The following is a 24,306-nucleotide window of genomic DNA, read 5'->3' on the forward strand; positions in this document are numbered from 1 at the left end:
CTGGGCCCGCAGGGGAACGGCATGTCCGCGAGATCCGCGCCGATCAGAGGTCGGCGTGCAGTGACCACACACGTTCGGCGGAGCTTGCCCACGAGAAGGCTCGCGCCCTGTCTCCCGCCAGCACGCCGAGGCGCTTCGAACCGGCGCCGACGGCGTCTGTCACCGCATCCGAAATCTCATCGACCGATACCAGGGCACCCCCCTCGGCGATCGCATCTTGGTGCACCCCGCTGTCTACGGCGACGATCGGCACGCTCAGCGCCATCGCCTCCATCGCCCGCCACGGCCACGCCGACAGCGCACTCAGCGCGACGAATACGGATGCTCCGCCGAGCACCGCAGCGCGGTCATCGCGCGACAGCGCACCGCGGATGTGCGCGCGGCGCTCGGGAAGTCCCGCAGCCGAGGCAAGTTCGGCAAGTCGGGGTTCCGCACCATCGTCAGCATCCAATACCACCGCGTCCAGATCGGCAGCAGCGGCCGCTCGGAAGCCACGCTCCAGGTCCTCAGGCGAGCCGGCGAGCACGAGGTAGCGCCCCGGCAGCGACAGCATGTTGCGGCGGGAGACGGCATCAGTAGGGACGGAGAATCCCTCAGGCGGGGCGCCGGCGATGACCCGCACGCGGTCGCCCAACTTCGCGATCCGGCTGATCCGGTCGACCATCGCATGAGAGGGAACGACAACCACATCTGCGTGCTTGACAGCACGACGCAGCATCCCGCGCTGCCACGCGACAGTCGTCTTGGAAAGCGTCTGCGGCGCTTCCCAGGCGTTCAGATCCCACACCGTCACCGCGACCTGGTCATCGTCGTGCAGACGGTCGTGCTTGATCAGCGGCGCCATGAGCGTAGGCGCATGGATGAGTCCGCCGCCGACCCCGGGAGCGATGCCCATTTGCCAGGTTGCGGCAAGTTCACGCCGTGCCAGTCCGAGCGAACGCACCCCAGCAAGGCCAGCGATGTCGACTGCTCCTCCTGATGGGACGATCGCTTCGACCGAACACCCTCTGGGCGCGGTCGCGATGAGCCCGACAGCGAGGTCAGCAGACGCACCAGCCTGATCAGAGTCGACGATCTGCACGATCTGGTCGAGAACGACGCGCAACTGGGCACCCATACCCAAAGAGTAACGGTGGCATATGAAAAACCCGTGACTGACGCCCCTCGTGCTTGAATGCTGAGGTGAGCGACGGTCGACTTCCGGTCAGGCGACGCTGGGTGCGATGGACCATCGGCGCAGTGGTGACGTTTCTGGTGCTCGCCATCGGGTGGGTTGTGATCCGTGGAGCGAGCGCCGTCAGCGAGCTGCAGAACATCCAGGCCTCGGCCTCGCAGATGCGCACCGCGATCGCTGAGGGCAACCTGGAAAAGGCCGAGCGTATTGCGCCTCGCATCGCGGGCCATGCCGCGAAAGCGCACGGTCTCACCACTGATCCCATCTGGCGCGGTTTCGAGTTCATCCCCTGGCTGGGCGCGAACTTCACGGCGGTGCGCGAGGTTGCAGAGATCGCCGACAGCATCGCCGCGGACGCCGTGACCCCGGTGCTCGAGGTCGCGAGCAGCATGAATCTCGCCAGTTTCGGCTTCACCGGATCCACTCTTGACCTCGCTCCCCTCTCCGCTGTCGAGGCCCCCCTCGAGGCCGCCAGCGCCGTACTCAGCGCCGCCGACACTCAAGCCCAGCAGATCGATGCCAACGCGACTCTGCCTCCGCTGTCGGATGCCGTACACAAGATGCGCGACGTCGTCACCGAGGCCGCCACCGTTGTGGGAACACTGCACGGTGCATCAGTGCTGCTTCCACCCATGCTCGGCGGCGAGGGGCCACGAACATACGTGGTCGCGATGCAGAACAACGCAGAACTCCGCTCCAGCGGCGGCATCGTCGGATCGCTCGCACTGCTTCGTGCGGAGAACGGCTCAATCAGCATTGTGCGCCAGGCATCCACTCGAGATTTCCCACCGCTCGATGAGCCACTGCCGCTGAGCGATTCCACCACGGCGCTGTTCGAAGACCGCCCTGGGCGCTACATGCAGAACATCACCAGCATCCCGGACTTCACCGAAGCCGGCGCCACACTCGCTCTGCGTTGGGAACAACAGTTCGGCGACAGCGTCGACGGAGTCATCGCGATTGACGCCATCGTCGCCGAGCATCTGGTCGAGGCGACGGGAGACATCACCTTCGGACCGTTCACCGCGAACGCCGACACGATCGTCCCGATCCTGCTATCCGGGCTCTACGCCACCTTCCCCGATCCGGTCGAGCAGGATGCGGTGTTCGCGCAGGCCGCGAACGCTCTCTTCTCGGCGGCGCTCGGCGGCGCAGAACCACAGGAACTGATCGGTGCCCTCGCCGCATCGGCAGGCGAGGATCGGATCAGAATCTGGAGCGCCCATCCTGAGGAGGAGTCGCTGCTCGCGGCATCCACACTCGGTGGTGCATTGCCTGTGGACGGCGCACGTGGCACCTACGTCGGTGTGCTGTTCAACGACACGACCGGCGGCAAGATGAACTTCTATACCGATGCCGCCATCAGCACGGCCGTCGGCGTCTGCGATGGAGAACCAACGACGCAGGTGCAGGTGACGTGGACGAACAACGCGCCCGCGAACGCCGCGGAAGAGCTTCCGGAGTACGTCACTGCTGGCGGATACTACGGCGTGGATGCTGGTGACGTGCGCACGTTGATCGCTGTCTACGGCCCTGAGGGCGCCGAGGTGCGCTCCATCGATCGTGATGGCGCCGAGGAGGGCGTGCAGACCACCCGACTCGGCACTCGCAGCGTCGTGCAGCACGACGTTCTGCTCGCGCCTGGAGAATCGACCACAATCACCGTTTCCTACATTGGAACCGGCGCCGGTGACCGTCTCACGAGGGTGCAACACACGCCTTTGATCGAGAGCCCAGATATCGTCCGTACGGAAATCGTCTGCCAGTAGTGACAAACGCCTTCGTCATGGGCTAATGTCAACACCACTGGGGAATATCGGACTCTACAATCTTGCCGTGGGGGCAGGAAGGGTCCACGCAGTCGAACGCAGGGGTGTGTTCGGGTGTGATTCCGCGTGTGTCTCTCTGGGGGAGAAATCATGCTGAAGAAACTGGCTGTTATCAGCCTGACCGCTGGCGCGCTCGTGCTTTTCGCACCTGCTGTTGCCTCTGCTGCACCGAATGAGCTCGCGCCGTTCGCTGCCGACTCGTACACCGAGCCTCCGAAGGTCACCGTCGACTCTCCTGTCGTCGATACCTGCGAAGTCTCGACCGTCGTGTTCGGTTCCGGTTATTTCGAGCCCCGTGAGAACGTCGCGGTCGGAGTCTCTGGTCTGAACGCTGCGAATGCCTCGTACTCGGGCAACGTCGCGAACACGGAGGGCGGGATGGTGCTCTCGTTCCGTCCACCCGCTGATGGCGCCGGAGCTTATGAGCTCGCATTCACCGCCAGCCGCTCGTACAGCGCGCTGATCACGGTGTCTGAAGGCCATGATGCCGCGGTGAGCTGTTACCACGACCCCGGGGCTGCCCCTGTGGGTACGGAGTTGCCGCTGACCGGTGGCGGACTCGAGCTCGCTCTCACCGGCGGCGGAGTCTCGCCGTGGGTTCTCGGGGGCGGTGCTGTCGCCCTTGCGGCAGGAGGAGTACTCATCGCAGCAGGTGCCACGCGCCGCAAGCGCGCCTAGGTCGCGTCACCGCTTTCGCGGTGTTCGCTCGCCGGGCGACGGCAGTCCCTCCCCCTCCGACTGTCGTCGTCCGGTGCCGTCCGGTGCACACCGGAAGGCCCACTGTTCGCCACCACAGACGTGGGGTGAGGAGCAGTGGGCCATTGGCGTGCCGCCGGAACGGATTACACGTGGCGGCTATACGTCACGTGTATACGTCACGGGGTCGGCGTCGGCGTCGCGGTCGGCGGATGCAGCGTCTGCTGGACCAGGTCGCGCACGTACGCATAGTCCGGGTTGAACTCGTCGATACCAGACTCCGGCACGAGCTCGATCGTCGTGACCTGCTGCTCTTTCGCCTTCAGCATCAGCTCGAAGAACTCCGAAAGCTTATCCTTCGGCAGATCGGTGTCGATGAGCACGGTTCCGGCCGCCGCAATCTCGTTGAAGCGGGTCAGCACGTTCTGCGGAGTGAACTGATCCAGGAGCGCGACCTGCAGCTCACGCTGGCGCTGCATCCGGTCCCAATCGTCGGTCGTGTAGCGCGAGCGGGCGTACCACTGCGCCGTGTCGCCGTTCATGTGCTGCTGTCCTGGCTCGATCCAGCCGATCGCCCATTCGTTGACGTCGGTGCCTGTCCAGCCCTCGGGCGGTCCGCCCTTCGGCAGACGCTCCGTGACGTTGATGTCGACGCCGCCGAGGGCATCGATCATGGCGGCAAAGCCGTTCATGTCGATGAAGATGTAGTACGGGATCTCAATGCCGAGGATTCCCGCTGCCGCATCCTTGGTGGCCTCGATTCCTGGCGCTGATCCGTGCGAAGCCGCATCCGGATACAGCCCTGTTCCCTCGTCGTCTCGGCAGACCTCGGCCGCGTAGCGGACGTGGTTCATCCAGCTGTTCCATCCGCATGTCGAGGATGACTGCCCCTGGAAGCCGTCGGGGTACAGCGCCTGCATGGGGCTGCCCTCGCTGAACGGCGCGTGCGGGAGCTCGCGCGGGATGCCGACGATCGTCACCGCACCGGTGGTGGCGTTGACCGACACCACGGAGAGGCTGTCGAAGCGCATGGAATCGCGGCCGTCGCCACTGTCCGCCCCCAAAAGGAGAATGTTGTAGTAGCCGTTGCTCGGCTCCACGCTGGGCCCGCTCTGCCCGAAGATGTCATTGATCACGCCACGGCTGGACCCTGCGACGGACGCGGCGTAACCGGCTCCTCCGCTGAGGAGACCGAGCAGAATCAGCGCCACCAAGGGAATCGCCAGTCGTGAGATGGGCGGTACTCTCACGATGCGAACGAGACGCACGGTGTCGATGGTGAGCACGACCCACAGCAGTGCAAATGCGATCAGGAGCACCTGAAGTGCGGTCAGCACGAACCAGTTCGTGGCGACGGTGATGAGTGTGGGGCGCCAGAAGACCGCGGAGACGACGACGAGCACAACCAGAAACCAGCTGGAAAGCGTCGCGACCAGGCCGATGCGGCCGAGCTTGCGATTGCCGCCGGCGAGAACCTGTGCGGAACCAGGCACCAGCACGTTCATCGCGACCAGCCACCAGCCACGCCTTCCCATGAATGCACGGTCAGCGACATCCGGGTTGCGCAGCGGACGCGTCTCGATCACCGGATTCCGGGACCTGCCCGTCGCGCGTGGCGCGGCGAGGGTCACAGAGAGTCCTTCAACCGTTCGTTCTTCTCAGCGACCTGAGCTTCGAGCGTCTTCGCGTAGCCCTCGACGCGGTCCGCGATCGCGTCATCCGATGCGCCAAGAATACGGACCGCGAGAATTCCCGCGTTGCGCGCGCCGCCGATCGACACCGTGGCGACAGGAATGCCGGCAGGCATCTGCACGATCGAGAGTAGCGAGTCCATCCCATCGAGGTATGCAAGAGGCACGGGCACGCCAACGACAGGAAGTGGCGTCATCGACGCGAGCATGCCCGGCAGGTGCGCGGCACCGCCCGCTCCAGCGATGATGACTCGGATCCCACGGCCACGCGCTTCGCGCGCATACTGCATGAGCTTGTCGGGTGTGCGATGCGCCGAAACGACCTCGACTTCGTGCGCGATGCCGAACTCGGTCAGGGCTTGCGATGCGTCGCTCATCACGCGCCAGTCGGAGTCAGACCCCATCACGACACCGACGACGGGCACAGCGGAGGAGTGCAGTGGCTCAGTCACTCCCCCAGGCTAATCTCCCGCTCCTTATTTTCCCCTGAACAACGCACCCTTTCCCCGCTTGCGAGTGGGTAGTTGTGGCTCATTGCGACGCGAGAATCGAGCCACAGCTGCACACTCGCAAGCTTGGACGGGGGAGGTTAGGCGAAGTGGGCGGCGGCGGCGCGCGCCGTGTAGACGGCGTCGTCTAGGTCGTTGCCGGAGACATTCACATGGCCGACCTTGCGGCCGGGACGCGCCGACTTGCCGTATGTGTGGATCTTGGCTTCCGGATGCTCGGCCATCGCGGCCTCGAAACGGTCCTCAAAGGTGCCCTCGGCAGGACCCCCAAGAATGTTCACCATCACGCTCCACTGCGCCCGCGGCGTTGCATCGCCGAGCGGAAGATCCGCGACCGCACGCAGGTGCTGCTCGAACTGTCCGGTCACGGCGCCGTCTTGGCTCCAATGACCACTGTTGTGCGGACGCATCGCCAGTTCGTTCACGAGGATGCGCTCATCATCCGTCTCAAAAAGCTCGACCGCCAGCATTCCGGTGACGCCGAGGCCCTCTGCGATCTGTCGGCCGATCGCCTCTGCAACCCGCATCAGACGCTCGCCTGCACCGGGTGCCGGAGCGAAGACCTCTGCGCAGACGCCGTCACGCTGCACAGTCTCCACAACCGGATACGCGACCATCTGCCCGCTGGGTCGACGCGCGATCTGCTGCGCGAGCTCTCGCGTGAACGACACCAGTTCCTCGACGAGCAGCGCATCACCCTCAAGGTCAGCGAGCCAGTCCGCCGCTTCCGCGGCGGTTCGCACGACGCGCACGCCCTTACCGTCGTAGCCACCGCGCGGGGTCTTCACGACACCCTTTCCACCGTGATCGTCGAGGAACGCCTGCAACTCGTCGACGTTCGCTACGGCGGCCCAGTCCGGCTGCGGGATGCCAAGCTCCGTGAGGCGGGCGCGCATGACCAGCTTGTCCTGCGCGAACTGCAGAGCATCGGGGCCCGGGTGCACAGCAACGCCCTCGGCTACCAGCGCGCGCAGCACCGCCTGGGGCACGTGCTCATGGTCGAACGTGATGACATCGACGTCCCTCGCGAAGGCCCGGACGATGTCCAAGTCGCGATAGTCACCGAGCGCCGTGGCCGCGAGCTGCGCTGACATCCCCTCGCCCTCCGCGAGTACTCGGATGTCGATGCCGAGTTCGACCGCCGGAGCAATCATCATTCGAGCCAGCTGTCCGCCGCCGATCACGCCAACACGCAACGCCATTGAGTTCTCCGTTCGTTGCGTCCATTCTCCCGCATGCCGCGCGCCGCTGAACACCGAACCCGGATGCCCGGGTGGCGTTCGCTGTGTAGCGTTCAGCGTGTGGCGTCTGGATCGGACATGGCCTGCGCATCGCGGTGCGCGAGGATCTGGTTGACCTCGATCTGGTCAGCAAGCGCTTCATGCACGAGCCTGACGTTCGGAACGTTCGCCAGTCGCAGTGGCGTCTCAACTCCGTTGGACAGCGTGATGGTGCCCGCACCCCACAGCCGCTGCAGGAGGCCACGGCGCACGCCGATCGTGTAACCACGCACATGCGAGATCTCGCGCCGTTGCCGAGCACCGATGCCGTGATTCACGATCACCCGTCGCGTAGTCACGGTATAGCTGCGGGAAGCCCAGACCAGGTACGGGATAAGCACGCCGACGATGAACAGCACCGCGCTGGCGGTGATCAGCATCCAGTTTTCATACCCAGCGGGAAGGTTGTCGTAGAAGTACGCGCCGACACCCGACACGACGATCAGTAGGGCAGCCGACCAGAACAATCGACGGGCATGACCACGGAAGCGCGCAATGAGGAGTTCTTCGGCTGGCGCGCCAGCCGGCGGCATCATTGGCCGACCTCCGAGGGTCACTGGCTGGGTCATTCCTCCATTGTGCCTGCGACCTCAGACATCCGCGGGCGCGTCACGGCGTGTCTGGTCCGGGTGCTCAGCTCAGGCGCGCGTGCACGACATCACCGGCCGCGACGAGGTGTTCGACGCCGTCAACGTCAACGACCAATCGGCCGTCCATCTCAAGTCGAGTCGCCCGGCCGTGCAGCGTGGAGCCGTCCGGCAATGCCACGTCGACATCCCGATGAAGCGTCAGGCATCGCTCAGATACCGCCGGACGCAATCCGCTCGTGTCGGCGTCGCCCTCCGCAGCGAGCGCCGCGAGCTTCTCGTCTAGCCCGCGGAGGTAGTCGGCCACAAGTCGATCCTCATCAACAACGGCGCCGAGCACGGCGAACGAGGTGGCGGTAGGAACAGGCAGCTGTTCCGCGCGCATCGAGGTGTTGACCCCTGCACCCAGTACAACGGCGCTGCCGGTCGATTCTGCGAGGATGCCGCAGATCTTCTTCCCGTCGACCAACACGTCGTTCGGCCATTTCACGCCGACCTCGTGCTTGGTGAGCTGCGCGGACACGGCATCCGCCAGTGCGACGCCCGCCGCCAGCGAAATCCAGCCGAAAGCTTCGACTCGGGCCGGAAGATTCCTCAACAGCACCGAGATTGCCAACGCCGTACCGGGCGGCGCGATCCAGGAACGATCAAGTCGCCCCCGACCGGCGGTCTGATTCGCGGTGAGGAGAACAGACAGGTGGGGCCACCCCGTGACATCTGCCGCGTGCGCGCGCAGATCAGCATTCGTCGATGCGGATTCGGTTACGACGTCAAGTCTCGAGGCGACGGCTGCGGCACGCGGAAAGTTCATGGCTGCCACTTTACGGTCAAGCTCCCTTCGCGTCAGCCGCCGAGCTCTTCGTCTTTCTCTTCTTCGTCGTCATCGTCTTCGCCGGTCGGAACCGCACCGATCTCGGCTTGCCGCCACAGATCCCATTTCGCCATGAGCTGGTCGATCGCCGCGTGGAATTTCTCTGTTGCCACGCCGGGCGCGGTGTCGCCGAAGTAGTGCTGTACCCACATGCGAAGTTTCAGGGTGGCGTCTTCGTCGGCACGCACGCGCTCCACTTCCGCAACGATGTCTGCCGCGGCATCCACTGTCAGCCATTCACAGTCGGCGAGGTATCCGCCCGTATCGATCGACGCTCGTGGGTTTTCCGGACGCGTGATCATGAGTGGCTTGCCCGTGGCGAGACGGTCGTAGACCATTGCCGAAATATCGACGATGGCGACGTCTGCCGCGGCGAGCTGCCAGCCGAGCTCTGGTCCGTCGTCATACACGTGGTGCGCGCCGAGGTCGGCGGCATTGGCCGCGGAGATCGCTGCCATGATGCGGCGGTGTGCGGCCCCGTACGCATCATCGACCACACCGCTGCGCGGGTGAGGACGGTAGATCACGCGGTGCGATCCGGTCGCGAGCAGTGCGTTCACGAGCGTCTCACCGTGGGTGGCGATCGATCCGTAAAGCGCGCTCGGGCGGTCCCCCTCCCAGGTGGGCGCGTAGAGCACCACCGTGCGTGCATCCGGCGTATAGGGCAACGTGCCCGAGAAGTGGTCTGCCTGAGGGCGTCCGATCTCGATGGTGCGTTGGTCGAGGTCGAAGTCCCACAGCGTGCGCGACAGGCGATCACGGGCGGCCTGCCCAGCCACCAGCGCATAGTCGTATGCCTTGTACTGGTTCGTGGTCATGTACATCTTGTCGGACTCGCCGTGGTTGATGAACACATGCCACCGGCGCCCGTAGCGGAACATCTGGAAGTTGCGCGTGTTCTGATTCACGTAGAGCACGATGCGGATGTCCTGCTTGCGGATGAAGCGCTCAAGGTCACGCACTGTCGGCACGAACGCCACCGGCGGTGCGTCTTCGGCGAGGAGCTTCTCCGCTCCACCGGCATTGCGTGCGAGGACGACGACCGGCCACGTCTTCGCGAGCTCGGCGAGCGGACGGTACCACTGGCGCATCTGGTACATGTTGACCGCACCATCGGCGAAGTAGACGGCGATCTTGTAATGACGGGTTGGATGCCGCGGCTGCGTCTGGAGGGTTCGACGAACGCGCTGCACGGCCATCCGCGACTGCAGCGCCCTTCGCAGGAGACGAAAGGACTTCTTGACATCTCTTACAGCACCCACGTGTCCAGACTACGCAGGCAACACCCATTCACCGTGACATGATCGGGGGGTGGGAGAGAACGATTCGGCAACGCCTTTGGAGGGTGTGTCGTTTGTCATGCCTGTATTGAACGAGCGTGCCTATCTCGAACATGCCGTCGCATCGGTTCTCGGACAAGAGTTGGACGTCCCCTCGGAGCTCGTCCTCGCGCTCGGGCCTTCCACCGACGGCACGACCGAACTCGCCGAACGTCTCGCTGCAGGCGACGGTCGTATCCGCCTGGTCGACAACGCGGCCGCACACATTCCGGTCGGGCTCAACACCGCCATCCGCGCGAGCAGGTACCCGACGATCGTGCGGGTGGATGCACACTCCGAGCTGTCCCCCGGCTACGCGCAACGTGCTCTGGCAACGCTGGAACGCACGGGAGCAGCGAACGTGGGCGGGGTGATGCGGGCCGACGGCCGCGCACCGTTCCAGAAGTCAGTGGCCCGCGCCTACAACTCCCCCATCGGCCTCGGCGGCGGCGCCTACCACGGCACCACTCACGAGGGCGAAGCAGAGTCCGCTTACCTTGGCGTCATGCGCCGCGCAGTGCTCGACGAAGTCGGCATGTTCGACGAGTCGATCCGCCGTGGCGAGGACTGGGAGCTGAACCTGCGCATTCGGCAGGCGGGCTACAAGGTCTGGCTCGATCCGCAGCTGTCGGTGACCTACTGGCCGCGCGAGAGCTGGTGGCGACTGGCACGGCAGTTCCGGGCAACCGGTGCGTGGCGTGGTGAGCTCGTGCGCCGGTTCGGTCGCAGCAACGGGCTGCGGTTCTTCGCGCCGCCGGCGCTGGTGCTGAACGTTGCGCTCGCGCTGATCGTGGCCGTGCTGCAGGTGACCGGTGTGCTTGCCGGTGTGGCTTCGATCGTGGCATCCCTCGTGTATCTGCCGCTGGCGGCATATGCCCTGCTCGTGCTGGCAATGGCGCTGCGGCCCGGCGGTGGCCGGAGCCCCCGCGAACGACTCTGGACCATCGCAGTGCTCCCCACCATGCATTTCGCCTGGGGCATCGGATTCGTCGTCGGCGTGATGCGGGGGGCGCGCGGCACCGTCGACGCGTCACGCCTCGGCACGCAGAATACTCCCCTGCCTTAGAGCGCGCGGCGGCGCGCCCGGTACTACGCGCTGAGGAAGCCGAGGTCGAGCAGACGAGACACCACGCGCTCGGCGGCGTGGCCGTCATCGCGAGTGTTGAACTGCTTCTGCCAGGCGGCGTAGCGCTCGGCAAAGAAGCCAGGCAACGTGTCGTCCATCAGCGCATCGGCAAGCTCGTCCTGCGTCGTCAGCAGCGGCCCCGGCGCACGTTCGGTGAGGTCAAAATAGAATCCACGCAGCTCGCCGCGGTAATGATCCAGATCGGGCACCATGAAGTACATCGGCTTGCCAGTGACGCTGTAGTCGAACATCACCGACGAATAGTCCGTGATGAGTGCGTCCGCGGCCAGCATCAGCCGCGCGGTCTCCGGGTAGCCCGTGACATCGATCACACGCGCACCGGACTGATCGCGGCCAGGCCGCAGTGTCCTGGAGTGGCCGCGCACCAGCACCACAGCATCCGTCTGCTCCGCCAGTCGCTGCGGATCGATGAAGTCCACGATCTCGGTTCGGTCATCACGCCAGGTCGGCGCGTACAGCAGCACCCGTTCCTCCGCGCCGATGCCCAGTGCCTTACGCGTGGCCGCCCCATCGTGCGTGAAGAGCATGTCGTTGCGGGGGTAGCCGTCGGTCCAGATCGGCTTCCCGAAGAAGGCATATGCCTTCTTGAGAATGCGTTCGGAGTAGGTGTTCTGCGCGAGCAGCACATCCCACCGACGGGATTCCTTCACAACCGCTGCCATCCGGCGCGGTGCGAAGCCAAGACGGTGCAGCGCGAGGCGCTTGAGTGGAGTGCCGTGCCACGTCTGCAGCACCTTCTGTCCTGCTTTGCGGGCAAAGCGCCGCCGGAGCCAGTCATTCACGATCAGCAACCGCGCCGCGCCGCGCGCACGCCACCACTCCGGGCTCCCCTCGACCACTGCGATCGCCCCCTCCGGCACCGGAACAGAAAGGTCGACAACACTCCAGTACCGCGTGACCTTCGGGGCACGAGTGGCGAGCTCCCGGTCAATCGCACGGGGGTTGCATCCCGCGCTCTGGCCGTAGAAGCTCTCGAAGAAGACGGCGTTCTCCTCGCCGCCAGCCTGCGCCACATAGCGCTCTTCCAGCGTCGACTGGCCTTCGCTCGTCAAATAGATCGGATCGATCGGAGCCGTAATGTCGACATGTGCGCCCTGCTGAGTGATGCGCAGCCCCGGCAACAGCTCAGGGCCGGACACAACCTCGTCGAGGTCGACGCCGTCGATGTGTAACTCGTACTCGCCCGCAGGAAGCGGCAGTGCCTCGCCTCCCCAACGAGATGCGCGAAGCACGAAGGTCGCCTTCCAGGTCTTGCCCCCACCAGTCAGCTTCGCGGTGACGCGCGCCCGAGCACCGTCGAGGGTCGCCGTGGCCGGTTTCGGCCCCGTACCGGCGATGATCAGGCTCTCGGTCTGCTCATCGATGCGGGCGGTCGTCATCCTGCTCCTTTCGGCGCGGGGATGCCCCGCGCGCGGATTGCCTGGTACACGCGACGTGTATTTCGACCGTCGCGATACGCATGTACCTGTGCGCTGAGCGTAGTGGACTGCTGCGCCCGCTCCGTGAACACACGCTTATTTGTGAGCAGCATTCTCAACTGTTCGAGCAGCTCGCTCCAGCCGGTCGCGACGCCTGCACTGGCAACATCTTCATAGCGTCCGTAGAACCCACGGGTGCGCGCATAGTCCTCGGCATCGGGTGCGAGGTACAGCACCGGCATATCGAGCAAACCCACGTCGTATGCCAGCGAAGAATAGTCGGTGATCAGCACATCGATTCCCGGCAACGCGGGGGTCACATCGGCGAGCACGTCAGAGCCCAGCATCCGCACTCGCCCGCTGGGAAGCGGCGGCTGGTATGCCCCCGCGCCGAGCGGATGCGAGCGCACGAAGAGCACAGTGTTCTGTTGTTCAAGCAGGGCAATAATCCGCACCCACTCTGCGGCTGTCGGCACGGCAGGGTCGCCTTCACCGTCGCGCCAGGTGGGTGCGTAGAGAAGCCTGCGCGCATCCCTCGGCAGGGTGTGCGTCGCCTCGGTGAGCAGAACGGATGCTGCGTCCCGCCGTTCCGGTTCGGTGCCGGCCGAAAGCACGTCCACTCTCGGTTCACCGGTGACAATGACCCGCGAGTCGCCGAGTGCGAATGCCGATTCCAGTCGTCCGCGCGAGCGATCGGATGCTGCCGGCAGTACGCGAATCCGCTGGGCCGCACCCCGATACAGCAGCCCGATGAGCCGGCGCAGCACACTCGCGCCCGGGATGTTCGGAACCTGTGTCGTGGCAGGTGAGTCCAGTCCTATCCGCTTGAGCGGAATCCCGTGCCAGAGTTGCACGACGAAGCCACCTGAGACGGCGTAGCGGTTCACATCTCCAAGACCATGCGTGACGACGAGCACTCCCGCCCGCGCGGTCGCCCACCAGCCCCGCAGTGAAGACTTCGAGATGGTGGGGATACCGAGGGCCGCGGCATCCTTTCGCTCTCGATCGCTCGAAGTGAGCCAGACGGTCCGGTGTCCCTCGGCCGTTGCGACCCGCCAGAGAGTGAGTGCGCCGTCACCGATTCCGGCGCCGCAGCCGAACACCCAACGGTGCCCCCGCGGCACGAGCAAAGTTCCTATGCGTCCGATGGCATACAACGGAATGCGCAGCAGCTTCGCCGCATTGCCGGAGCCGAAAGAGAAGGACGCCACCCTGCGAGCTTATCGCGGGGTGGCGTCCTTCTCTGAGAGTCCGGCGGCGCTTCTATGCCCGCCGGGTGTTGTTTACAGTTCGAGTTTGCCGAGCGTCACATCGACTTCGAACGACTTGCCGTTACGGACGTAGGTGATGGTCGCGTCGCTGCCAGCTGCGGCGGCACGCACCTGAGCGGTAAGGTCTGTGGCGTTACTGATCGGAGAGCCGTTGAAGTTCGTGACGATGTCTCCTGCCTTCAACCCTGCCTCGTCAGCAGCACCGCCAGGTGTTGGCTTCACGATGGCGGCACCCGCAACATCGGCATCCGCATCGGAGGCGGCATCCTGCACCGTGGCTCCCAGCAGACCGTGCGTCGCCGCACCGTTCTCGATGATCTCTTCCGACACGCGCTTCGCGATGTTCGAGGGGATCGCGAAGCCCACACCGATCGACCCGGACTCCTCGGCGCTTCCTGCGGTCGCGATCGCGACGTTGATGCCGATGAGGTTGCCCTCGCTGTCCACCAGCGCACCACCGGAGTTTCCGGGGTTGATGGCGGCATCCGTCTGGATCACGGCAATCGAGATGTTCTGCGTTGCTCCCTGGGTGTTGGTTCCGGGAAGATCGAACTGGAAGGGGCTCTCCTGACCGGAATCACCCTGGTCATCCGGGGCCTCCTGATCTGCAGATTCCGGCAGCGCCGACGACGCGATCTGGATGCTACGGTTCAGGGCACTGACGATGCCGGTAGTCACCGAGTTGGACAGCCCCAGCGGTGCGCCAACGGCGACGGCGGTCGAGCCGACGTTGATGTCAGACGAGTCGGCGAAGTCGATGGGGGTCAGCCCCTTGGCATCCTCAAGCTTGATAACAGCGAGGTCATAGACCGGGTCGGTGCCGACGATGGTGGCGTTGTAGATGTGACCGTCGGAGGTGGTGACCCGAATCGTGGGGTGCGCGGCTGCGCCGCCGAGGGTAACGACGTGCGTGTTGGTGAGCACGTAGCCGTCGTCGCTGAGGATGACACCAGAACCACTACCCGATTCGCTGTCGCCGACAGCTTCGATCGTGACGACCGACGGCAACACCTTCGTGGCGATCGCTGTCGTCTCGTTGACGGAGCCGGGGTTGTTCACAGTGATGCTGTCTGGACCGCTGGCAGTGGTGCCCGCCGGCTGCGCCCAAAGAGTGTTTCCGAGGTAGCTGGTTCCCAGTCCCGCCGCACCGCCGACAAGGGATGCCGCAACGATGAGAGCTGCGACCTTGCCAGCTCCGAAGGACTTCTTCTGCGCGGCCTTCGTCTCGATCGGGGTGATCGGGGTGATCGGAACTGTCGCACCCGGCACGGTGCCGTACTGATATTCCGGTGTGGGGATGCCAAAGGCTGCCCCCTGTGGAGTTGGTGCCTGGGCCGGCTGGGGCATGACGGGCGACGTAAATGCGGTAGGGATCTCGTGGCCGGCACCGCTACCACCTGGCACCTGCGGTGCAGGCTGCTCGGACGGAACGGTCTCGTTGGGAATGTTGTCTTCGTTCATGGTCTGCTCCTTCAACAACGTCTTTTCAGAGTGCCGCTCGTACCTGTGCGTTCGTTATGGTCACGATGAGTGTCCGCTATGGCCTTAGCCTGGGTTCTATGAGTGCTATTCCCGGCGCCTGGCGGCGCACCGCGGCTGGAGCCGGACTTCTTTCTCCCGAGGGCAACGTCGCGCCCACCATCTTCGCAGAGATGTCTGCGGCTGCGGTGAGAACCGGTGCGATCAACCTCGGTCAGGGTTTTCCTGACGAGGACGGACCCGCCGAGGTGCTGGAAGCCGCTCGCACCGCGATTTCGCATGGCATGAATCAGTATCCGCCTGGGCGTGGTTTTCCTGATCTGCTCGCGGCCATCAGCGAGCACCAGCACAGGTTCTACGGACTCGTAGTCGACCCGGTGACCGAGGTGATCGTGACCGCCGGCGCCACGGAGGCATTGACTGCGACGCTGTTGGCACTGATCGACTCTCCCGATGACGAAGTCGTCGTGTTCGAGCCGTACTACGACTCGTATGCCGCCGCGGTGGCGCTGGCTGGCGCGCGCCTGCGCACTGTTCCGTTGCGCCGCCCGGACTTCCAACCCGATCTCGAGGCACTTGCGGCATCCGTCACGGATCGCACTCGGATCATCCTCGTCAACGACCCTCACAATCCGACCGGTGTGGTGTTCACGTCGGAGGTGAAGGCTGAGATTGTGCGGCTGGCGCACCAGCATGACGCAATCATCGTGACCGACGAGGTCTACGAGCACCTCACCTTCGCCGCACCTCACGTGCCGCTCACAACGCTGCCCGGTGCCGCAGAGCGGACGCTGACGATCTCCTCCGGCGGGAAAACGTTCTCGGCAACCGGCTGGAAGATCGGCTGGATCCACGGCCCCGCTGACCTCATCACCGCGGTGCTGACCGTCAAGCAGTACCTCACCTATGTGAACGGGTCAGCGTTCCAGCCGGCGATTGCGGTGGGCCTGCGGATGCCGGATGCATTCTTCACGGATGCCGCCGCGACTCTTGCACACAAGCACGAGATCCTCGGGGCTGGGCTGCGCAGCGCAGGCTTCGACGTGGCCATGCCGCAGGGCGGATACTTCACTGTCGCGGATGCCACAGCGCTCGGCGGATCGGATACGGCAGCCTTCTGCCGGGCGATGCCGGAGAAGGCTGGGGTGGTCGCGATCCCGATGAGCGCATTCGTCAGCCCCGACCATCAGGGCGAGTATTCGGGCCTCGTGCGCTTCGCGGCGTGCAAGAAGATCGACGTGCTGGAAGAGGCTGCCAGGCGCCTCGCCGCGGCCTCGTTCTGAGGGGTCGGGCGTCCGCAGGAGTCGGACGTCCGCAGATGTCGCATCTCCCCAGGGGTCGCGGATGGCCGCTTCAAGCGCACCGAGCCGGCCATGTGCGACCCTCGAACGCGTCAGCGCGGGACAACACCGTAGCGCCGTAGCCGCAGCACGGGGTTAACCTCGCGTACGCGGGCAATCGCTTCCTGGGAGAGCTGGGCTACGGCGATACCGTCGCCCGTTCCGACTCCGGCGATCACGACCCCCTGCGGGTCGATGATCTGTGAATGCCCGATGCCGATCGGGGTCGGGTGGTCAGCGGCGACGACGTAGACGGTGTTCTCGATCGCGCGCGCCGCCAGCAGCGTCGTCCAGTGGTGTTCTTTGAGTGGGCCGCGCACCCATTCCGCCGGCACGACGATGACGTCGGCGCCGGCATCCACGAGCGTGCGGGCGACCTCGGGGAATCGCAGGTCATAACAGGTCATCATCGCGATGCGCAGGCCGTCGATGTCGAGCGTCTGCGGCACACCCAGCTCCCCTGCTTCTATCCAGTCAGACTCGGTCTGTCCGAAGGCGTCGTAGAGGTGCTGCTTCCGATAGGTCGCGCGCAGGCCTGTGGCATCGACGGCGACGAGGGTGTTGCGCACGCGCTCCCCCGCTGCTTCGACGAGGCCGGCGATGATCGTGACGTCATGGGCGGATGCCGCCGCCTGCAGCGCCCGCACGAACTCACCGTCGAGGGTCTCGGCATGCAACGCGAACGATGCATCCATCGGATCGACGAAGTAGCTGGAGTACTCCGGGAACACCACCAGGCGGGTGCCCCGGCTCGCGGCATCCGCCACGAGCTCCGTGATGCGCGTGCGGTTGCCCTCCCGATCCTCGGTTGGACGGAACTGGCACACGGCAACGACGAGCTCGGACATGCCCCTATCTTCGCGCATCGTGACAAGTGGCGCCCGGTGCTCGAAATCCGTACTAGGCTATAAGGCGTGCCGCGGGGTGGAGCAGTTCGGTAGCTCGCCGGGCTCATAACCCGGAGGTCGCAGGTTCAAATCCTGTCCCCGCAACGGATATAGCGACACAGAAAGGCCCCTGATCAGGAGAAATCCAGATCAGGGGCCTTTCGCTATGTCAGCTTCTTCTCTCCTCCACGAGGGGGTTATAGGCCGGCGTTTTTCAGCACGTCGCACCGTCCTGCCCTAAGGTAGGCCGCATGGATGCCGCCTCGATGATTATGGGAGCTTCGATCGCTTCAATCTGCTGGATTGGCATCGGGGCGGTGATGCTGTCTCTGCGGAAGGGAAACTGACCAACGGCTGGGAGGCAGCGAGACGGCGCTGGAGCGGCGAGCCAGATCCCTTGCAACCACAGGGAAGAACGCCGTCAACACGCCCACACAGTGACGATTGGATTTGAACCTAAACGTCACGTAAACTCTTAAACGTGCCGCGGGGTGGAGCAGTTCGGTAGCTCGCCGGGCTCATAACCCGGAGGTCGCAGGTTCAAATCCTGTCCCCGCAACGAGAACGCGACACACAAAAGGCTCCTGATCAAGTATTACTTGATCAGGAGCCTTTTGCTTTGCCCCGGACCAGCCCGGGGCCCGCAAAGTCCCCGGCGTGGCACACCCGACGGAAGAAGGAATTCCCGGCTGAGATCAATGTCTCAGCCGGGAATTCCTTCTCGCATATGCGGGGCGAACCCGCGGCGCGCCCCGGGCGGACCCGCCCGGGGTGCCCGCGGTTACTTGGCCGTTGCAGCCTCCAGCGCCAGCAGCTCGGTGATCGCGGCAGTCAGACGCTTGTCTGCCTCGGCGAACGCCGTGAGGTCACCAGCCTTCAGTGCCGTATCCCGGTCGGTCAACGCCTTCTGCGCGGCTGCCAGAGCCTGTTCGCGTGCGTCGCCGCCGGTGCCGGGATCGGGCTCACTCGTGCCCGGGTCCGTTGCGCCCTCATCAGGCGGCGTTCCACCCTCGTCGGGCGGCGTCGTCGCACCAGCATCAGGGTCTATCGGCTCCACCGTCTCGTCGCCAGCGCTCGCACCAGCGTCACCGCCGAAGATGACATCCAGTGCGGCAGTGAGGGTGTCTTCGAAGGCGATGCTGTCACCGAACGTGACCAGCACCTTCTGCAACAGCGGAAGCTTGGTGCCCTCAGAAGACTGCACGTACACGGGCTGCACATAGAGCAGACCGCCACCGACGGGCAGTGTCAGCAGGTTGCCGTACTTGACCTCTGACTCACCCTGCTGCAGCAGGTTCAGCTGCTGCACCACGGCCGGGTCGGAGTTGAACGTGTTCTGCACCTGACCGGGGCCAGGCACCGTGGTGTCGGCATCAATCTCCAGCAGGTTCAGCTGACCATAGCCCTCGGCCTTCTCACCTGCGGTGGCTCCGGCATCCGAATCGACGGCCAGGTAACCCAGCAGAACGTTGCGGCTGGTTGTACCCGCCGCGGACGAAGGAATAAACGTCGAGAACATCGAGAACCTCGGCGAATCCTGACCGGGCATCTGCATCGACAGGTAGTACGGCGGCTGCAGCCGGGTGTCGTTGCGCGGATCGTTCGGCGTCTGCCAACGGTTGTCCTGCTGTGCAAACGAACCAGCGGTGTCCACGTGGTAGACCTCGAGGATCTCGCGCTGCACCTTGAACAGGTCAGTCGGGTAGCGCACGTGACTCATCAGATCGGCCGACATCTCGCTGATCGGCTCGACCGTCGCGGGGTATACCTTCTGCCACGCCTTGAGAATCGGGTCTTCTTCATCCCATGCGTACAGCGTGACCGTGCCGTCGTATGCGTCGACGGTGGCCTTCACCGAGTTGCGGATGTAGTTGATGTCATCGAGCGCGAACGCAGGTGCCGTCGTGTTCGAGTCGGTGATCGCATCCGACAGGCTCACGCTCGTCGAGTACGGGTACGTGGAGCTCGTGGTGTAACCGTCGATGATCCAGACGATGCGACCGTCCACGACGCTCGGGTACGGGTCGGTGTCGAGCTCGAGGTACGGAGCGGCCTTCTGCACGCGATCGACCGGGTTGCGGTCGTAAAGGATCTGCGAGTCAGAGTTGACCAGATCCGAGAAAAGGATCTCGGCTTCCTGGAATTTCAGCGAGTACAGCAGCTTGTTGAAGGTGTTGCCGATCGCCGGCCCACCATCACCTTCGAAGGTCGTCTTCGTCTCGTTCGCGCCGTCTTCACCACGCGGATAGTCGATCTCGACGTCGGCTGTCCCCTCCGGGGCCCCGACGATCGAGTACAGCGCAGAGTCTTCACCGAAGTAGACGCGAGGCTCGAAGTTTTCGCTCTCCGTCAGGAAGCCGGACGACGGGATGCCTCGTTCAAGGAATACCGGCTCACCCTCACTCGTGCGCTGGTTTCCCGCTGCGACCACGAGACCGTAACCATGCGTGTAAACGGCGGTGCGGTTGTTCCAGTTGTTGCTGTCGCCAAGGCGGTTGACGTCGAGCTCACGAACAGCCACCACGGTGTCCTGCGTCTCGCCGTCGATCTCGTAGCGGTCGACGTCGAGCGTCTCATTGAACTGGTAGTAGCCACGGAACTGCTCGAGCTGCTGCACAGTCGGGCTGATGATGCTCGGGTCGAGGATACGGATGGACGCGGTGGTCTCGGCGTCCTCACGGAGCTGGCCTGCCTTGGCATCCGTCTCTGCCTTGAACGGTGTGACCTCGATGTCGGCGATATCGTACGCCTGCTTGGTGCCATCGATGTTGCGCTGGTAGTACTCGGCCTGGAAGCTGTTCTGGTTCGGGCGCACCTGGAAGGTGTCGACGACCCACGGGTAGCCGATGCCTACAACGAGGGATGCCACGAGCAGCAGCCCGGTCGCCACCAGGGGGAAACGCCAGCGGCCCATGATTGCGGTGACGAAGAAGAGGATTGCGACGAGGATCGCGAGAATCGCGAGAATCGCCATACCCGGGATCGTGGCGTTGACCGCGGTGTAGGCGGCGCCGGTGATGCGATCCTCTTCGGCGACGAGCGTCTTGTAACGGTCCAGCCAGAGGCTCGCGGCCTGCACCAGCAGGTAGAGTCCGGCGAGAATGGCGAGCTGAATGCGAGCAGCCTTCGAGATGCGCAGCTCGCCCTGACCGATGCGCACAGAACCGTAGAGGTACGAGACCAGCGCAGTGACGATCAGGCTCAGCAGGATGACAGCCGAGACGAACGCGAGAAGGATCGAGTAGAAGGGCATCGCGAACAGGTAGAAACCGGTGTCCATGCCGAACTGCGGGTCAGCGACGCCAGTGGCGCCACCGTTGAACCACAGCCACACGGTCTGCCAGTTACCCGCCGCCGCGAAACCGGCGAACAGGCCGAAGAAGATCGGCATTCCCCACATTGCAAGCCTGCGAAGCGGCTCGATGACCTCCTGATACCGGTCGAGCTGCGAACTCAGTCGCACGTAGACCGGGCGGAGGCGATAGGCCAGCTGGATCACGATGAACAGCGGCACCGCCATCCCCAAAAAGCCCACGACAAACATCAGCGCGGTGGCGAGCCACTGCGTGGTGAGGACGTTCGTGAACTGCAACTGGTCGAACCAGAGGAAGTCTGTGTAGAGCGAAGCGAAGACGAAGAACGCCGCGATGATCGCAGCGATGATCACCAGCGATATCGTGATGATTCGTCGGGATGTACTGGGCGTGGCCGGATTCGGCGCCGAGGTCGTGGTCACCCGTCCATCCTAAGTGCCACTGATTATGTGGGGGCTGTGCTTACGGTGACGGGGAGGTCACGATGCCGTGCACATCGGCAGTGAATCGACGTCACCGCCGTCCGCGATCACTTCAAGCGCCTTCAAGGATTCATCCAGCGTCGCAGTGCTGATCACCTGGAGTCCGTCAGGGACATGACCGACGACCTCGTCGCAGTTCGACGACGGAGCCAGGAAGAAGTCAGCGCCCGCATCGCGTGCGCCGTAAAGCTTCTGCCTGATGCCGCCGATCGGACCGACCGCCCCCGTCGCATCGATCGTTCCGGTGCCGGCGATGTCATTGCCGCCGGTCAGCTCGCCCGGAGTGAGCTCATCGATGATTCCGAGCGCGAACATCATCCCGGCGCTGGGGCCGCCGACATTGTCCAGCTGAATCGTCACATCGATGGGAAAGTCGTACTCGGTGGTCAGCGTGATACCGATCAGCCAGGTATCCACGCCGTTCGATGTGCTGAGCTCCGGGGTGATCTCAACCTCGATCTCCTCGCTCCCGCGAAGCACAGTCAATTGCGCCGCTGCACCTTTTGCCTCTTGGATGCCGTTGCGTAGCTCACTGGCGCTGGTGACTTTGACGCCGTCGAACGCCGTGATCACATCGCCCTCTTCCAGCAGCCCCTCGGCGGGTGAACCTTCGATCGCGGCGACGACCTTCACCGAAGCCCCGGTGTCGAAGCCGAGCGCCTGCAGCGCAGCAGCGGTTGCTTCGTGCTGTGAATCGACCATCAGCACCGCATTGCGTTCGTTGCGCTGCTCACTGGTGACGCCCTCGGGGAACACCGAGTCGATGGGCACGACCGCACGAGACGAATCCGTCCATGCCAGCGCAAGCTCAAACCACGAGGGCGTGCGTTCACGATTACCGACCACCTCCACCGTTGTGAGATTCAGGGTGCCGCCGGTATCGAACGTCTCGGCACCGTCAATGGCGATCAGTGGCACCTGTTCGCCGTCAGCGCTGGCCGCAGTGCCCAGGGTGTCGTATACGGGACCCGGTCGTTGAATCACATACGGAGTCGGCAGAAATGTCATCACGACAAGGGCTATGAGGGCGACAATGAGCGCCCAGACACCGAGCCCGACCCTGGGCGTGCGGGAATGAGACAAGGAGATCCTCCGTCGTTCGCGACCGGCGTACAGCGATCTGCCCGTGGCGGGGGCCCGGGCAGACTCGTGCAACTAGCGTAGATGCCACGGCTAGCGACGTGCTGAGAGGCGACCGACATGGCAGACAACGAACCCAACCCCGAGGACTTCCAGGAGTTCCTGCGCAAGATGATGTCCGGCGCGGGCAACGGAGACTTCGATCTGAGCGCTCTGCAGAACGCTTTAGGTGGGGCCGAGGGCTTTCAACTCGACCCGACGATGATGGCGGGACTCATGCAGCAGTTGCAGGGTGCTTTCAGCGGAGACCCGTGGGCGAACACACTGCGCCAGGCCCTGCACATCGCCAACCGCGAGGGTCAGGGCATCACCGACGGCGCGCAGAGCTCGCTTGTCGATGCCTTCGCGCTGGCGAATCTCTGGCTGGGCGAGGCGACCACGATCTCTGAACTTTCCGAGACGCCCAAAGCGATGACTCGGGGCGAGTGGGTGGAGAAGACGCTTCCAGTGTGGAAAGAGATCGCAGGCCCGGTATCCACGAGCATCGCCGACGCCCTCACCAGCGCCCTGGACACTCAGGTTCCGGACGACATGCGTGATGCGATCCAGGGCGCAGGCAAACTTATGCGCGGACTCGGCTCTTCGGTATTCGCCGCGCAGTTCGGTCAGGTTCTCGGCAATCTCGCGCTCGAGGTCGTCTCCGGTGGCGACGTGGGTATCCCGGTGCTGCCGGCCGGAACCGCCGCGGTGATCCCACAGAACATCACTGCGTTCGGTGAGGGGCTCGAGATCCCGGAAGACCAGATCGCACTGTACCTCGCGACCCGTGAGCTCGCTTACGCCCGCCTCTACCGGCACGCGAAGTGGCTGCACCTGCATGTGATGTCGCAGATCACCGATTTCGCCCGCGGTGTGACCGTCGATGTCGAAGCACTCGAAGATGTCGCGAGTCGACTTGACCCGTCGAACCCGGAAGAACTTCGCGCCGCGATCGAAGGCGGCGCATTGCTACCGGCGCAGACCGAAGCTCAGCGCGACGCACTCGCCCGCCTGGAGAACATCATCGCGATGATCGACGGTTGGGTGGATGTCGTCACCAACGAGGCGACCTCGCGGTTGCCCGATAGCGTCCGGCTGGCCGAAGCGGCTCGTCGCCGTCGCGCTGTCGGAGGCCCGGCGGAGGATGCTCTCGGAGCCCTGGTCGGCTTGAAACTGCGTCCGCGGCGTATGCGTGAGGCGGCCGCGATGTGGCGGAAGGTGACGGATGCCGTCGGCATCGCCGTCCGCGACACGCTCTGGGATTATCCCGACCTGCAGCCGACCGCTGCCGACATCGATGATCCCACCGCTCTCATCGAACGGCTGCAGGCTCGCGCTCGCGGTGAGGCACCCGCAACAGATGAGTTCGATGAGGCCTTGACCCGACTGCTCGATGGCGATGACTTTACCGACGGCGACGGCACCAACCAGGGCGGCGAGACTCCGGTCTGATCACTCAGGACCGCGAACAGTAAGTCTTTCTCTGCACAGATCGTCGGTGCGCGGAGTTCTCCACTGATCGTGATTTCGCGCCCCGCGGCGAGCGCATGATGAGCAGAATCGGGACATGTCCCCGATCACGCCGCCGACGCTGACTCGCCTCGATCCGGCCTACCCGCTGCTCTGGCGGGATGTCGACACGGTGCAGTTCGGGCTGGAGGGGCGGGTGTGCGTGCCCCTGACTGAGCCGTGGATCGAGCCATTGCTGCAGGCGATGAGAAACGGCTTCCGTCGCAGTTCCTTCGATGTGATCGCCCATGGTGCCGGCGCGCCGAGGGATGCTGCCAGGCAGCTGCTCGCGCGGCTCCGGCCAGTGCTGCGTACGGATGCTCCTCCTCTGCCGAGGATATGGATCGAGAGCGTCAACATCGCCGATTCCCGAGTTGAAGCCCG

General features: G+C 64.5%; 18 protein-coding genes and 2 tRNA genes. 7 read left to right on the plus strand and 13 right to left on the minus strand.

What is annotated here, in order from left to right:
* Positions 1–43: 43 nt before the first annotated feature.
* Positions 44–1,117 carry a glycosyltransferase gene (locus tag ACSU04_RS04825; RefSeq protein WP_439286050.1) on the minus strand — a complete coding sequence of 358 codons (1,074 nt, stop codon included), beginning with the start codon at positions 1,115–1,117 and terminating at the stop codon, positions 44–46.
* Positions 1,118–1,182: 65 nt separating this feature from the next.
* Here ACSU04_RS04825 and ACSU04_RS04830 point away from each other — a divergent pair, with 65 nt between their 5' ends.
* Together ACSU04_RS04830 and ACSU04_RS04835 are read left to right on the plus strand one after the other, a co-directional pair.
* Positions 1,183–2,943, plus strand: coding sequence for a DUF4012 domain-containing protein (locus ACSU04_RS04830; protein ID WP_439288605.1), 1,761 nt, complete (start codon positions 1,183–1,185; stop codon positions 2,941–2,943).
* A 150-nt stretch (positions 2,944–3,093) separates the two neighbouring features.
* Positions 3,094–3,681 carry a hypothetical protein gene (locus ACSU04_RS04835; RefSeq protein ID WP_439288606.1) on the plus strand — a complete coding sequence of 196 codons (588 nt, stop codon included), beginning with the start codon at positions 3,094–3,096 and terminating at the stop codon, positions 3,679–3,681.
* Between the two features lie 197 nt (positions 3,682–3,878).
* Here ACSU04_RS04835 and ACSU04_RS04840 read toward each other — a convergent pair whose 3' ends face one another.
* The 6 genes from ACSU04_RS04840 to ACSU04_RS04865 form a co-directional block, all read right to left on the minus strand.
* Positions 3,879–5,330, minus strand: a complete 1,452-nt coding sequence (locus ACSU04_RS04840) for an LCP family protein (protein ID WP_439288607.1) — start codon at positions 5,328–5,330, stop codon at positions 3,879–3,881.
* Positions 5,327–5,794, minus strand: coding sequence for a 5-(carboxyamino)imidazole ribonucleotide mutase (purE, locus tag ACSU04_RS04845; protein WP_439289425.1), 468 nt, complete (start codon positions 5,792–5,794; stop codon positions 5,327–5,329). Before purE ends, ACSU04_RS04840 begins: the two co-directional genes overlap by 4 nt.
* A 185-nt stretch (positions 5,795–5,979) precedes the next feature.
* On the minus strand, positions 5,980–7,101 hold the full coding sequence (locus ACSU04_RS04850; RefSeq protein ID WP_439288608.1) for a 5-(carboxyamino)imidazole ribonucleotide synthase: 1,122 nt from the start codon (positions 7,099–7,101) through the stop codon (positions 5,980–5,982).
* A gap of 92 nt (positions 7,102–7,193) precedes the next feature.
* Positions 7,194–7,748 carry a PH domain-containing protein gene (locus ACSU04_RS04855; RefSeq protein WP_439288609.1) on the minus strand — a complete coding sequence of 185 codons (555 nt, stop codon included), beginning with the start codon at positions 7,746–7,748 and terminating at the stop codon, positions 7,194–7,196.
* A gap of 64 nt (positions 7,749–7,812) precedes the next feature.
* A complete protein-coding gene (locus ACSU04_RS04860) occupies positions 7,813–8,577 on the minus strand; it encodes a biotin--[acetyl-CoA-carboxylase] ligase (protein WP_439288610.1) in 765 nt (254 codons plus the stop codon).
* Positions 8,578–8,609: 32 nt separating this feature from the next.
* Positions 8,610–9,899: a CDP-glycerol glycerophosphotransferase family protein gene (locus tag ACSU04_RS04865; protein ID WP_439285869.1), complete on the minus strand. Its 1,290-nt coding sequence runs from the start codon at positions 9,897–9,899 to the stop codon at positions 8,610–8,612.
* Positions 9,900–9,996: 97 nt separating this feature from the next.
* Between ACSU04_RS04865 and ACSU04_RS04870 the strand changes: the two genes are divergently transcribed.
* Positions 9,997–11,022, plus strand: coding sequence for a glycosyltransferase family 2 protein (locus tag ACSU04_RS04870; RefSeq protein WP_439285867.1), 1,026 nt, complete (start codon positions 9,997–9,999; stop codon positions 11,020–11,022).
* A gap of 23 nt (positions 11,023–11,045) precedes the next feature.
* Here the strand turns inward: ACSU04_RS04870 and ACSU04_RS04875 are convergent, their stop codons facing one another.
* The 3 genes from ACSU04_RS04875 to ACSU04_RS04885 form a co-directional block, all read right to left on the minus strand.
* A complete protein-coding gene (locus ACSU04_RS04875) occupies positions 11,046–12,482 on the minus strand; it encodes a CDP-glycerol glycerophosphotransferase family protein (RefSeq protein WP_439285866.1) in 1,437 nt (478 codons plus the stop codon).
* Positions 12,479–13,732 carry a CDP-glycerol glycerophosphotransferase family protein gene (locus tag ACSU04_RS04880; RefSeq protein ID WP_439288611.1) on the minus strand — a complete coding sequence of 418 codons (1,254 nt, stop codon included), beginning with the start codon at positions 13,730–13,732 and terminating at the stop codon, positions 12,479–12,481. The genes ACSU04_RS04875 and ACSU04_RS04880 overlap by 4 nt, the downstream gene beginning before the upstream one ends.
* A 72-nt stretch (positions 13,733–13,804) precedes the next feature.
* Complete coding sequence (locus ACSU04_RS04885) at positions 13,805–15,253, minus strand: S1C family serine protease (protein ID WP_439288612.1); 1,449 nt, start codon at positions 15,251–15,253, stop codon at positions 13,805–13,807.
* 98 nt (positions 15,254–15,351) lie between these two features.
* Between ACSU04_RS04885 and ACSU04_RS04890 the strand changes: the two genes are divergently transcribed.
* Positions 15,352–16,554, plus strand: a complete 1,203-nt coding sequence (locus ACSU04_RS04890) for an aminotransferase class I/II-fold pyridoxal phosphate-dependent enzyme (RefSeq protein WP_439288613.1) — start codon at positions 15,352–15,354, stop codon at positions 16,552–16,554.
* 110 nt (positions 16,555–16,664) lie between these two features.
* Here ACSU04_RS04890 and ACSU04_RS04895 read toward each other — a convergent pair whose 3' ends face one another.
* Positions 16,665–17,459 (minus strand): carbon-nitrogen hydrolase family protein, encoded by a 795-nt coding sequence (locus ACSU04_RS04895; RefSeq protein WP_439288614.1) that lies wholly within the window; start codon positions 17,457–17,459, stop codon positions 16,665–16,667.
* A gap of 70 nt (positions 17,460–17,529) precedes the next feature.
* On the opposite strand from ACSU04_RS04895, the gene ACSU04_RS04900 reads away from it, so the two are divergent.
* Positions 17,530–17,603 (plus strand) — tRNA-Met (locus ACSU04_RS04900).
* 380 nt (positions 17,604–17,983) lie between these two features.
* Positions 17,984–18,057: transfer RNA gene (locus tag ACSU04_RS04905), tRNA-Met, on the plus strand.
* A 222-nt stretch (positions 18,058–18,279) separates the two neighbouring features.
* Here ACSU04_RS04905 and ACSU04_RS04910 read toward each other — a convergent pair.
* Positions 18,280–21,234, minus strand: a complete 2,955-nt coding sequence (locus ACSU04_RS04910; protein WP_439285857.1) for a UPF0182 family membrane protein — start codon at positions 21,232–21,234, stop codon at positions 18,280–18,282.
* A 57-nt stretch (positions 21,235–21,291) separates the two neighbouring features.
* Complete coding sequence (locus ACSU04_RS04915) at positions 21,292–22,377, minus strand: YlbL family protein (RefSeq protein ID WP_439285855.1); 1,086 nt, start codon at positions 22,375–22,377, stop codon at positions 21,292–21,294.
* Between the two features lie 117 nt (positions 22,378–22,494).
* Between ACSU04_RS04915 and ACSU04_RS04920 the strand changes: the two genes are divergently transcribed.
* Positions 22,495–23,865, plus strand: coding sequence for a zinc-dependent metalloprotease (locus ACSU04_RS04920; RefSeq protein ID WP_439288615.1), 1,371 nt, complete (start codon positions 22,495–22,497; stop codon positions 23,863–23,865).
* Positions 23,866–24,306 lie beyond the last annotated feature (441 nt).

This window comes from Microbacterium sp. A84 (assembly GCF_051842815.1).
Classification (GTDB): domain Bacteria; phylum Actinomycetota; class Actinomycetes; order Actinomycetales; family Microbacteriaceae; genus Microbacterium.